General features: G+C 54.3%; 9 protein-coding genes, 1 tRNA gene and 1 pseudogene. 6 read left to right on the top strand and 5 right to left on the bottom strand.

All coding sequences use genetic code 11. From position 1 onward, the window contains the following. The 4 genes and pseudogenes from ACUVSA_RS09660 to ACUVSA_RS09645 form a co-directional block, all read right to left on the bottom strand. The coding region (locus ACUVSA_RS09660; protein WP_445894652.1) for a substrate-binding domain-containing protein at positions 1-458 on the bottom strand (458 nt) is incomplete at its 3' end. Positions 459-1,269: 811 nt separating this feature from the next. Continuing rightward, entirely contained in the window at positions 1,270-2,595 is a 1,326-nt protein-coding gene (locus ACUVSA_RS09655) for a (Fe-S)-binding protein (RefSeq protein ID WP_445894651.1), read from the bottom strand. 201 nt (positions 2,596-2,796) lie between these two features. Next, positions 2,797-3,450: an acyl-CoA dehydratase activase gene (locus tag ACUVSA_RS09650; protein ID WP_445894650.1), complete on the bottom strand. Its 654-nt coding sequence runs from the start codon at positions 3,448-3,450 to the stop codon at positions 2,797-2,799. A 195-nt stretch (positions 3,451-3,645) separates the two neighbouring features. Next, positions 3,646-4,917: pseudogene (locus tag ACUVSA_RS09645) on the bottom strand (double-cubane-cluster-containing anaerobic reductase). Positions 4,918-5,485: 568 nt separating this feature from the next. On the opposite strand from ACUVSA_RS09645, the gene ACUVSA_RS09640 reads away from it, so the two are divergent. Both ACUVSA_RS09640 and ACUVSA_RS09635 read left to right on the top strand, forming a co-directional pair. Continuing rightward, positions 5,486-5,740 (top strand): hypothetical protein, encoded by a 255-nt coding sequence (locus tag ACUVSA_RS09640; protein WP_445894649.1) that lies wholly within the window; start codon positions 5,486-5,488, stop codon positions 5,738-5,740. A gap of 92 nt (positions 5,741-5,832) precedes the next feature. Beyond that, a complete protein-coding gene (locus ACUVSA_RS09635; protein ID WP_445894648.1) occupies positions 5,833-5,958 on the top strand; it encodes a hypothetical protein in 126 nt (41 codons plus the stop codon). Between the two features lie 229 nt (positions 5,959-6,187). Here ACUVSA_RS09635 and ACUVSA_RS09630 read toward each other — a convergent pair. Further along, a tRNA-Arg gene (locus tag ACUVSA_RS09630) sits at positions 6,188-6,264 on the bottom strand. Positions 6,265-6,596: 332 nt separating this feature from the next. Here ACUVSA_RS09630 and ACUVSA_RS09625 point away from each other — a divergent pair. The 4 genes from ACUVSA_RS09625 (at position 6,597) to ACUVSA_RS09610 (ending at position 10,336) form a co-directional block, all read left to right on the top strand. Then, entirely contained in the window at positions 6,597-6,761 is a 165-nt protein-coding gene (locus tag ACUVSA_RS09625) for a hypothetical protein (protein WP_445890878.1), read from the top strand. A gap of 126 nt (positions 6,762-6,887) precedes the next feature. Beyond that, positions 6,888-8,381: a lysine--tRNA ligase gene (gene lysS / locus ACUVSA_RS09620; protein WP_445894647.1), complete on the top strand. Its 1,494-nt coding sequence runs from the start codon at positions 6,888-6,890 to the stop codon at positions 8,379-8,381. Positions 8,382-8,391: 10 nt separating this feature from the next. Next, positions 8,392-9,639 carry a lipoprotein-releasing ABC transporter permease subunit gene (locus tag ACUVSA_RS09615; RefSeq protein ID WP_445894646.1) on the top strand — a complete coding sequence of 416 codons (1,248 nt, stop codon included), beginning with the start codon at positions 8,392-8,394 and terminating at the stop codon, positions 9,637-9,639. Continuing rightward, the gene (locus tag ACUVSA_RS09610; RefSeq protein WP_445890875.1) at positions 9,632-10,336 is read left to right on the top strand and encodes an ABC transporter ATP-binding protein; all 705 of its coding nucleotides are present in this window, start codon (positions 9,632-9,634) and stop codon (positions 10,334-10,336) included. Before ACUVSA_RS09615 ends, ACUVSA_RS09610 begins: the two co-directional genes overlap by 8 nt. The last annotated feature ends 46 nt before the right edge of the window (positions 10,337-10,382 follow it).

Genomic DNA, 10,382 nt, shown 5'->3' with positions numbered 1-10,382 from the left:
TGTATGGCTTTATCCGGGCCACCCACCTGCTTCCAATTGGTCAATGTGCCCGAAAAAATGTCCTGCACCTCCTTGGATGTCAGGCTCTGCACGGGATTTTTCGGGTGTACCACCACCGCCACTCCATCCATGGCCCACCTGTAAAGCTTGAGTCCATACTTGGCGACCTCTTCATCCGTGGGCTGGCGCCCCGAATTGCCGATGTCCACCAATCCTTCCCCCACCTGCTTAATACCAACCCCGGAGCCGCCCCCGGCAACGGTTATCCTTATGGACGGGTGCCGTGTCATCACTTCCTGGGCCAGAGCCTGCATCACCGGAATGTGGGCCGTCCCGCCGGCAATTCTCAGCGTTCCTTCTAAACCCTTAAAGGCCTCATAGCCTTCAGCGTGAGCCCAGGAGCTCATGAGCCAAACCAATGAAAAGGCAAAAAGGAAAAGAGATCTTCTATGAAGCATACTTTCCCTCCCCATGAATCATGTCCTGGAGCTTGTCCGAAAACGCCATTTTTGGTCATCGTACAAGGTTCCACACTTCAACAGAACGATCGCGCTCTTCATGGGCCCTTGCCCAAACACCCGAGCTCGCCGTTCTGGCCATTGGCGGACGGCCTTGGGCCATTTCTTCGCAAACGTGGGCACCGGAAATGCTGGATCAGAGCAAAAAGACCAGCAGAGCGGCTTTCCGAGCGTGCTCCTGGATTTCCGCCGAAAGTCACCACTTGAAGCCCCCCCCTCCAGATGACAAAAGTGACCACTCGCGGACTGTGTGCTCCTAATGTCGGAAAGTTTCTAGGGCTCGCAATAAACCCACTAAAAAGGTCTTCTAGAGTAGAAAATCGATGATGTAAAATAGAAAATAACGAAGATAAGCGATTGTATCCATGTGACATTCCGATCCGTAGCTGGTCCGACGTCTACCCGGGGATAACGCTCACGGATCCAGAGCAACCTGGAACCCGGTGGGCTTTTATAGGAGTTCTGGGCAGAGTGCCGAAAGCAGGAAAAACACGATTTGGGCACAGCGGCCAAAGGCCGCTCAGGGAACAGCACCTCAGGAAGTGATGCCAAAATTAGGGGCCCTACAAAGGAAATGCCCCAAAAGACTTTTCGATGAGCTGTCGCAGAGAGAGAGGATGTTCGGTTAACCTTGAGGCTAAAGACCCGTGGACGGCCGTTCAGGAGAAAGAACGCGCGGAAGAGCCGCCACGCATTCCACCATGGGCCGGAAACCCATTCGAGCTGTCCACGGGCCGATCAAAGAAGATTTCTATTCCTCGCCTTCTTCCATATCCACGCCCAGCCGCTTCCACTGCGCACGGGCTTCTTCTTCCGCACGAGCCACTTCCTCGTCACTCCAGGGCTCGAGTACCAGGGTGTCCGCCACCAACTCCCAAATGTATTTCACTTCATACTTCGCATCTTCCGGATAAAATTTCGGTAACCGCTTCATCATCTGATCATGGCAGTTGGAACATCCCACCACCACGACATCGGCCCCGGCATTCTTGATCTGGCGCACTTTGTAGCGCCCGTGGTAGGCGGATTCCTTTTCAAAAGGCATGGGCCACATGCCGCCGCCCGCGCCACAACAATAGTTACCGCTTCGGTTCGGTTCCATATCCACAAACTGGTCGACGCACTGTTGAATAATCCACCGAGGTTCCTCATAGTAGCCCTTGCCGAAATTGCGCTCCAGCTCACGGCCATGTTTACATGAGTCGTGCCAGGTATAGACCTTGCCTGCGTTACGACTCTTGTCCAGGCGAATGCGGCCGGTTTCGATAATTTCTTTTAAATAATCGTACAGATAAATGTAATCCACCCGGTTATTGGGATCCTCCAGAAAGCACACTTTCAAACCTTTTCGGCAGCCGTACGATCCTCCACCGCAATCGGGCATGATCATGCGCTTCACCCCGAGACGTTTCATGTGCTCGATCTTGCGCTTGGCCAAAATCTTGGTGACTTCGTAGTTTCCCGTAAAGAGGCCCCAATCCACCGCTTCCCAATTCTCAGAAGGAATGGTCCAGTTTTCCTTGGCAGCATAAAAGATCTTCCACCACCATTTCATATCTTCATTGTCTGAAAAAACCTCCTTACTGTTGGGGAAAAACAGAATATCCGCTCCCGGCTTGTCCACAGGCACATAGAAGCCTGGGCACTCTTCGGCAGCCAGTTCTGCACCCAAATCGGCCATCAGGAAAAGATAGTCTTCCTTGGGAATGGCCATGTTATTGCCCGTGGCCAGCACATTTTCGACGCCCTTATGCAAAATGCCCGGTACCTGGTCTCGTGGCCGCAGGTGCTTCATGTGGCCGAGTATTGCCACAATGTCGATGCCCATAGGGCAAGCATGGGCGCAGCGACCGCACCCCGTGCAAATCCATGGGAAGTTGGATTGCACGACCTCGTCCAAAAGCCCCAATGCCAACATACGGATCACCTTGCGTGTATCCCATCCTTCCATGCCCGGTGTGCCCGTTATGGGACAGCCGTTGGAACAGGTACCGCAGGTCAGACAAAGGTTGAGGTCAAATTGGTTAAGATACTCGCGAACATCGTCTTGAAGCTTGCGCGGTGTGAGGGCTTCCATTGGCGGGATCCTCCTCCTGTGCCATGGCTCATAGAGCCATCCTATGCGATCTCTTGCAAATGGCCATTAAAATTTCACCTACATTATGTATTCTAAACAAGTTGCCTTTTAACTGCAAGTGTGATTTTCCAAAGATCGACACTTTCTCGTGTAGCCCATCTTTCTCTCAAAAAAGTCGGTGTGCCCAAGACCCAAAGCCCCTTATTCATCTTTGCCGGGTGTGACGGAAATGCGCGATTTCTCTAGCTCATGAAATGCCGTCTTCGGCGCGAACCCAGAGAGCTCTGAAGCTGGAGAGCCACCGATGCCTTCGCAAGCCCCGATCAGTGCGGCACCCAATGCCCCCACCACATCGGGGTCTTGAGCAACAATCATGTCGCTGCCCACAGATTCGCTCAAAAGCCGGCACATGCAAGGGGTGTGGGCCACTCCGCCGGCAAACACCACAGGGGATTCTCCGCCCACTCGGCGCAGCATGGCCAGTGTGCGCCGAGCGACAGATCGATGCAGGGCCATGGCAATATTTTGAGGTTTTTCTCCGCGTGCCATTAAGGGCGTGGCTTCGGACTCGGCAAATACAGTGCACATGCTGTTAATTTCCACCTGTTTGTCCGCGTGCAAGGCAAATTCCCCAAAGGTATCCAAAGGAACCTGCAGCGATGTGGCCGTGAATTCCAGAAATTTTCCCGTTCCAGCGGCACATCGATCGTTCATTTCAAATTTGACCACCGCTCCTTGGGCAGACAAGGCAATGACCTTGGTGTCTTGCCCACCGATATCCAAGACGGTTCGAGCTTGCGGATACAGGTGATGCGCTCCGGACATCCGTCCCAATTGGCGAGGAGCCGCCGGCATTGTGTCAGTGGATCATAGGTCGTGGGGGTTTTCTCCCACGTCCAGCTCATTGACGACTCATCCAGCACAACCCGCTCAATGGAGCGGCTTCCTATGTCAATTCCGATGATACACATGATGAACGACGTCACCTATGCTGTCGGTAAAGGACAGCAACGCTGTGCCTGCCCTTTCATCTCCTCGACTTCAGGGGGCTTAGCGGATCATTTCCACAAAGGCCTCCACTCGCGTTTTCAATTGCTCCACATCTTCCATGCTGTAGTCCGTTTCAATGGACAGCATGGGCAACCCCGCTTTTTGAATGGCTTTTTCGACCTTAAAGCTTTCTATGGCGTAAGGTTGGCAAAACGACAGGCCATAGTGAATAACCCCCTTAACACTGCGCTCGCGGGCCATGTCCACAATGTGTTCCAGTCGCTCCGTATTGGGCGTAAAACAGGCGCAGTCGATTTTCATGTATCGATCCACGATGGCGTCCAGGATTTCTTCCACTGTGGTGCCGCTTTGGTCTACCAAGTGTCGCGTGTTGCGGGATCCAATGCACGATTCCTCCCCCACCACAACGGCCCCTGAGGATTCAATGATGTAAGGAAGTTTCCAGTTGGGAATGGCCATAGGCCATCCGGAGAGCATCACCCGGACGGCGCCGTCGGCAACACCCTCCCTTCGACGAACCTTGTCCTCCAGTTCGTCACAAATTTGCTCGACCTTTTGTGTAAAACGATCCGGATCGTCATAGAAACTCACTTGGTTGATGAGCAGCACATCGCGACCGGAGATGGGCACAGGATGCGCGGCTCACAAGCGGTTCAAGCGTTGGAGCGCCCGTCGGCGTCGGTTGATCAAGGCCACAGCTTTCCGTAAGTTTTCCGCCGTAATGGATCGGCCCGTGAGTTCTTCAACGGCTTGTTTAAAGCGAAGGACTTCCGATTTCCACAAGGCCCGGTCGGCGGCGCGTTTCATTTGCGGAATTTCCATGACATAGACGGGCGCATAGTCAGAAAAGATCTCATAGGCCTTTTTCTTGCCGTCACAGGTGGTTTCTCCCACCACCATGTCGCGGGATTCGATAAAAGGGCACAAGCGAGCCAGCTTGAAACCCACAAAAGATTTGATGAGGGCACACGTATTTCGCGGAAGAATCTTTTCCGCCGCCTCGGTGCCGGCTTCCGCCCCGGCGCACAGCCCGACCTGAATGGCGTCCGCGCCCCACACGATCTCTTCGGGAACAAACACACAAAAGGTTCCAACGACTTTACGCCCACTGGCGCGAGCCTCCTGAAGCTCTTGAATCCGCAGCCCGTGAATCTCCGAGAGGACAAAATCCAGGTATTCCATGCCTCGAAGTCGGCCCTGTTGGCTCATGTAGATGTCGCCATAGAATTTTCCCAAAACCTCTAAAAGGGAGGCATGGGCTTCCAGATCCAAGCTCAACCGTTCCCACATGGCCTCGTAACGTCCTGACATTGCTCTCCTCCATTAAGGGTCCCGACGTCTCATCCAGCTCCGCCATAAAGGACACCCCGTCTCGATCATTCGTATAAATGCCTTCGCCTGATATGCTTCGAAAAACCTGTCACCACACTCTGAAATCTCGGTAACTTTTATGGGATCTTCTGAAGAGCGACACATAGGAAGAACCCCCTTCTGCCCCATAATAGATCGGTCTTTTCTATAGCTTTGGTCCGAAGACTTCGTCCGAGAATGATTTCCTTGGCGTTCGTCCACTCCCATATTGCCCAGCAAAGGCCCTGTGCCCTTGCAGTCTGCCCATTCCATCTGACGCCCTCACAGCACCTTCTTCCCATGCTACGGGTTCGCTCCTTGACATGCCTCACCGAAACCAGCCCCTGCGGCTCCGATTCGCTCTCCCCCGCGTTGGTTTCTTTTGGAGGAAGCGGTTCTCGGCGTCCGTTTCGCGGAAGCCTCCCAAGTGGTCCGTTCTTCCCTCAAGGTTCGTTTTTCTCGGAGGAACCGGCTGCTGTCGGTCCGCACATTCGTGGAGGCGCGAAGGGGCTTCGCGCCGGGGAATGGCTTGGCGATCGCGCAGGAGCGCGTCCCTTCGATACTTGGGGGCACGCCGCTCCTACTGAGGGTGTTCTCAGACGGGCTCCGCGATGGAGTTATTCACTATCGATTTACGCTCGTTCCCTTCCACGAACTTCACGCTCAAGAAGCACTGGAAACGGACCTGCGCTGCCTGAGGCCCTTTGTGCCTTTGATGCACGGAGGTTTGAATCTTGCCGAAAAGGACGAACGCAAAATCTACGACAGTGATCTTCCTCAGTAGGCCAAAGAAAACCTCCTCACCGGCATGACCATTCTTTCCAGCCTCGTTTCCGAAGAAATACCAAGCGAATTGTTCACTGAAGGAGAGATATCATGATGGAGAATCGGCTGGGTACGAAATCATCAAAAAAGAAGGCTAAGATGAAGGCTTGCAGCAGGTTTTGCAACAGGGGAATGATCAAGAAGGCTCAGGAGGCGGTCTTGGATGTGCTGCTGTAGCGATCTGGCAAGTGCCCATCGAGTTCAGAAAAAAGCATTCCTTTCCTAGCATCCATAGCCATGTTGAAGTCCCTTTGCCGTTATGCGGTGCGCGTGGAAAGCCTTGAAGATTTTTTTCAGTTCCTCCAGCATTGCCTCGAATGATCCATGCCGCAATAATGGAGGAGCTTCGTGGGTTTTCTTTTCTTTAGCCTTCAGACCTCCGCGAACCTTCAAGCCCTCGATGGGCTGGCGCGCCTGGGAGGATTCGAACCCCCGACCCGCGGATTAGAAGTCCGCTGCTCTGTCCTCCTGAGCTACAGGCGCCCACACAGGCTTGTTGCTGAAAAGCCTTTCCAGCCGTATACGGTGCGCGCCTTACTTTACGTAAAGCCCCGACGGTGTCAATAGCCTTCCCAGGCGGAAGCTTCTGGCCTTTGTCCCGCTGCCCACACTGACCGGGGCCGAAATTCCTTTTCTTTTGCCATGAAAAGGAAATCTCGATAAAGGGGTGGGGGGGGCGTGCCTGCGCGCGCTTTGTTTTGGCCCTGTGGCCGTAAGGCGCCCTCAAGAAGGCGACGGTTTTTTGGAAAAAGGGCCTTAACACATACGGTCCATGGGATCGTGGGCAATCCAAAGCGTTTCCGCGAGGGGAAAGCATGAGTCGCAGTACAGCGTGGATGTGTTTGGGAGGGGGCGTGATTCTTTTCGGGCTTGGTGCGCAGCGCGTCTGGCACCACGGTGATTGGGCGCTTCTCATTTTGAGCGTTCTCATCGGGGCTTTCAGCATCTCGGCCCTCATGAAGCACAAACCCCGCAGATAGGCTTTCTCGAAGGGGTTCGGCACGGTCCGTGCTTGACGCCACGGCCTAAATCAACTACGGTTCACCCGCATTTTTTGGCCGCTTGTGCGCCTGTTTACCGTTAGAAGGGAAAGGACATCTATTTCTATGGAGGAACTCAGTCAGGTACTTCGAGAGCGCCTTGCCAAAGCAGAAGAAATGGAACGGCAAGGCATCTGCCTCTACCCCAATGGATATGTGGTGGAACACGTTATCGGCGCCATCGTGAACGATTTCGGTCACAAGAGTCAAGAAGAGCTGGAAGCCGAGCCTCCTTCGCGATTCCTTGTGGCCGGTCGGATCATGGCATTACGTTCGTTTGGCCGATCCATTTTCATGCACATTCAGGACGGATCCGGCCGCATTCAGGTTTACTGTCAGCAGAACACACTGGGCAAGGATGCTTACGCCTTGGTCAAGAAGTTCGATCTGGGGGACATTATTCGCGTTGGCGGTACCCTCTTTCGTACCAAAACCCAGGAATTGACGCTTCTGGCGCAGGACATCGCGCTTCTGACCAAGAACCTTCGTCCGCTTCCCGAAAAATACCACGGCCTCAAAGACGTGGAGACCCGTTACCGCCAGAGGTACGTGGATCTCATCGTGAATCCTTCAGTGCGAGGCACCTTTGTTAAAAGGACGCAGATCATTCAAGCCGCGCGGTATTTTCTTTCCAGCCGGGGATTTCTGGAAGTGGAAACGCCCATGATGCAGATCATCCCCGGAGGAGCCACGGCGAAACCTTTCAAGACCTTTCACAACGCTTTGGGCATCGACCTTTATCTTCGCATTGCCCCAGAGCTGTATCTCAAAAGGCTTCTGGTGGGCGGCTTTGAACGTGTCTTTGAACTGAACCGCAACTTTCGAAACGAGGGCATTTCCACGCAGCACAATCCTGAATTCACCATGTTGGAATTCTACCAAGCCTATGCCACCTATGAGGACCTGATGGCCTTCACCGAGGAGCTCTTTGCCCATGTGGCCCGAGCCGTCAACGGCGGAAGCCTGCAGGTCACGTATCAGGGAGTTTCCATTGACCTGACACCTCCATGGCGCCGCTATCGTCTTTCGGAAGCCTTGACCGAAATCGGGCGAATGCCGCCGGAAATAGTCCATGATCCCGAAGCCGCCGCCCGAGTGGCCCGTTCACTGGGGCTGCCCGTGGAGAAATACGAAGGCCATGGCAAACTTCTCACAAAGATTTTTGACCTGGTGGTGGAACCTAAACTGGTTCAGCCGACCTTCATCACCCACTACCCCCTTGAAGTGTCTCCTCTGTCTCGAAAAAACGATCTCGAACCGCATTTGACCGACCGCTTTGAACTCTTCATCGCAGGACGCGAGATGGCCAATGCCTTTTCGGAACTGAACGACCCTCGGGAGCAGAGGGAAAGGTTTCGCCGCCAGGTGGAAGCGCGGGAAGCCGGGGATGAAGAAGCGCATTTGATGGATGAAGATTACATTCGAGCCCTTGAATACGGGATGCCTCCAGCGGCCGGGGAAGGGATCGGCATCGACCGCATGGTCATGCTTTTTACCGACTCGCCGAGCATTCGCGATGTGATCCTGTTTCCGCATCTTCGTCCTGAAAAGAAACCATAGCGGAGCCCCTATGCAGTTTGAGCTTTTTGTCAGTCTCCGCTATCTGCTGGCCAAAAGAAGGCATGCCTTCATCTCCCTCATCACCATGATTTCTGTGGCCGGCGTGGCCGTAGGCGTCATGGCTTTGATCGTGGTTTTGGCCGTTATGAACGGTTTTCAGCATGATCTGAGGGACCGCATTTTGGGGGTCACATCCCATGCCGTCATCGGCCATTTTCAAGGCACCTTTGGTGGCTACGCGCACTTGGTGCAAGAAATTGAGGGTAAAGACGGTGTGGAGGCGGCAACGCCCTTTGTGCTCACCCAAGTCATGATGAATTCCGGCAAATCCATCTCCGGGGCCATTTTGCGCGGCATCGACCCGAAGACGGCCCCCAAGGTGACGCGGTTGGAACAAAGCCTTCTTCAAGGAACTCTCGCCTCCCTTCTCGCTCCTCGTGAAGAAGCCTCTCCCATGGAGCGTTCTGCGCCGGGCATCATTATTGGTGTCGAATTGGCGGCGCGTTTGGGCGTTCAAATCGATGACTACGTTACCCTGATTACCCCCACCGGTCAGACCACACCCGCGGGACGCGTGCCTAAGAGTCAGCTTTTTCGAGTTGTTGGACTCTTCAAGTCGGGCATGTATGAATACGACAACACTTTGGCCTACGTCCATTTGAGGGATGCCCAGAAACTGCTTGGTATCGGCGATGCCGTGAACGGCATTGAAGTGAAGGTGAAAGATATCTATATGGCGGCCAACGTGTCGGATCGGCTTCAAAAAAAGCTGGGCTATCCCTATTGGGTTCGAGACTGGATGCAGATGAACCACAATCTGTTTTCGGCACTCAAGCTGGAAAAGGTCGTCATGTTTATCATTCTCACTTTGATCATTCTGGTGGCGGCTTTTAACATTGTGAGTTCTTTGATCATGATGGTCATGGAAAAAACCAAGGACATCGCCATTCTCAAGGCCATGGGCGCCACCACGCAGAAAGTGCGTCGCATCTTTGTGCTGGAAGGCTTGCTGATCGGTGTTGTGGGCACAGTCCTGGGGCTTGTGGGCGGCTTTACCCTGTGCGAACTGCTCAAGCGCTATCAATTCATTGAACTGCCCCGGGACGTCTATTACATTTCCACCCTACCGGTGCGCATTGAACCTCTGGACGTGGTCCTCATTGCCTGCGCGGCCGTGGCGATTTGCCTTGTGTCGACTTTTTATCCATCAAAGCAGGCCGCCAAACTCCATCCTGCAGAGGCGCTGCGCTATGAATGAGCGATCGCAGGGGGTGCAGATTCATGCCGTGGGCATTACCAAGGTGTTCAACAACGGGCCGCAGCGGGTGGAGCTTTTTCGCGACTTGGAATTGACGGTCGCTCGAGGCGAGATGGTGGCCGTTGTGGGCGCCTCCGGCGTGGGCAAATCCACCCTGCTGCACATTCTCGGCACCTTGGATCGGCCCACGGCCGGCAAGGTGCTTTTCGGAGGCAACGACGTGTTCCTGTGGCCGGAGGACACGCTGGCTGAATTCCGTAATCGCCACATCGGGTTTGTGTTTCAGTTTCATTACTTGCTTCCGGAATTCACGGCACTGGAAAACGTCATGATGCCCGGAATGATCGCGGGCCTTTCCAAGAAAGCCGTTCGAGCGCAAGCGGAAGACCTTTTGGATAAACTGCAACTGAGCCATCGTCGACACCACAGACCCGCTGAACTGTCGGGGGGCGAACAGCAGCGCGTGGCCATTGCTCGAGCCCTGGTGCTTGGGCCGTCGCTGTTGCTGGCGGATGAGCCGACGGGAAATCTGGACACGAAGACAGCCCGGCGGTTTCATGAGTTGCTGGTCGCTTTGAACGAAGACATGGGCCTCACCATGGTCGTAGTGACCCACAACCAGGAATTGGCCGCCATCATGCACCGCACGTTGCAACTTTCGGACGGGCAACTGCGTCCCTTAGGGGTTGTTCACTGAGGATGAGAACGGGCAAGGGCTTTTGTCGAACACCCATGAGGAGAGT

Source organism: Desulfosoma sp. (assembly GCF_052743555.1).
The sequence above is the reverse complement of the archived record's forward strand: the minus strand, read 5'-3'. Positions and strand labels throughout refer to the sequence as shown.

Excerpts from the sequence above, each read along its gene's own strand:
- ACUVSA_RS09635 (WP_445894648.1), top strand. The coding sequence starts at position 5,833 with ATGATGGAGAATCGGCTGGGTACGAAATCATCAAAAAAGAAGGCTAAG.
- ACUVSA_RS09615 (WP_445894646.1), top strand. The coding sequence starts at position 8,392 with ATGCAGTTTGAGCTTTTTGTCAGTCTCCGCTATCTGCTGGCCAAAAGA.
- ACUVSA_RS09625 (WP_445890878.1), top strand. The coding sequence starts at position 6,597 with ATGAGTCGCAGTACAGCGTGGATGTGTTTGGGAGGGGGCGTGATTCTT.
- lysS (WP_445894647.1), top strand. The coding sequence starts at position 6,888 with ATGGAGGAACTCAGTCAGGTACTTCGAGAGCGCCTTGCCAAAGCAGAA.
- ACUVSA_RS09650 (WP_445894650.1), bottom strand. The coding sequence starts at position 3,450 with ATGCCGGCGGCTCCTCGCCAATTGGGACGGATGTCCGGAGCGCATCAC.
- ACUVSA_RS09655 (WP_445894651.1), bottom strand. The coding sequence starts at position 2,595 with ATGGAAGCCCTCACACCGCGCAAGCTTCAAGACGATGTTCGCGAGTAT.
- ACUVSA_RS09610 (WP_445890875.1), top strand. The coding sequence starts at position 9,632 with ATGAATGAGCGATCGCAGGGGGTGCAGATTCATGCCGTGGGCATTACC.